General features: G+C 50.1%; 1 protein-coding gene. It reads left to right on the forward strand.

All coding sequences use genetic code 11. From position 1 onward, the window contains the following. The coding region (locus tag B806_RS0106165) for an Ig-like domain-containing protein (RefSeq protein ID WP_017402757.1) at positions 1 to 1,048 on the forward strand (1,048 nt) is incomplete at both ends.

The following is a 1,048-nucleotide window of genomic DNA, read 5'->3' on the forward strand; positions in this document are numbered from 1 at the left end:
AGATGCAGCAGGTAACGTAGGTACAGATACAGGTGTTGTGACAGTTGATACAGCAGCTCCTACAGCACCAGTGATTGACCCGGTTAACGGGACAGACCCAATTACAGGTACAGCAGAACCTGGTTCAACAGTAACAGTAACTTATCCGGACGGTAGTACAGCAAGTGTTGTAGCAGGACCGGATGGTAGTTGGACTGTGCCAAACCCTGGCTTAAATGATGGCGATACAGTAACGGCAGTAACAGAAGATCCTGCTGGCAATACATCAGGCCCAGCAACAGCTGTGGTTGATGCGGTTGCGCCGACAGTAGCGCTTAACGATGTATTGACCAATGACAGTACACCTGAGTTAACCGGTACAGTGAACGATCCGACAGCCACTGTGGTGGTGAATGTAGATGGTACTGACTATCCGGCAGTAAACAATGGTGACGGCACCTGGACGCTTGCAGACAATACACTTCCTGCATTAACTGATGGCCCACACACCATTACCGTGACTGCAACAGATGCAGCAGGTAACGTAGGTACAGATACAGGTGTTGTGACAGTTGATACAGCTGCACCGAATGCGCCAGTGATCGACCCGGTTAACGGGACAGACCCAATTACAGGTACAGCAGAACCTGGTTCAACAGTAACAGTAACTTATCCGGACGGTAGTACAGCAAGTGTTGTAGCAGGAACGGATGGTAGTTGGACTGTGCCAAACCCTGGCTTAAATGATGGCGATACAGTAACGGCAGTAACAGAAGATCCTGCTGGCAATACATCAGGCCCAGCAACAGCTGTGGTTGATGCGGTTGCGCCGACAGTAGCGCTTAACGATGTATTGACCAATGACAGTACACCTGAGTTAACCGGTACAGTGAATGATCCGACTGCAACCGTGGTGGTGAATGTAGATGGCACTGACTATCCGGCAGTGAACAATGGTGACGGCACCTGGACGCTTGCAGACAATACACTTCCTGCGTTAACTGATGGTCCACATACCATTACCGTGACTGCAACAGATGCAGCAGGTAACGTAGGTACAGATACAGGT

Source organism: Acinetobacter sp. TG2027 (assembly GCF_000302435.1).
GTDB lineage: Bacteria > Pseudomonadota > Gammaproteobacteria > Pseudomonadales > Moraxellaceae > Acinetobacter > Acinetobacter pittii.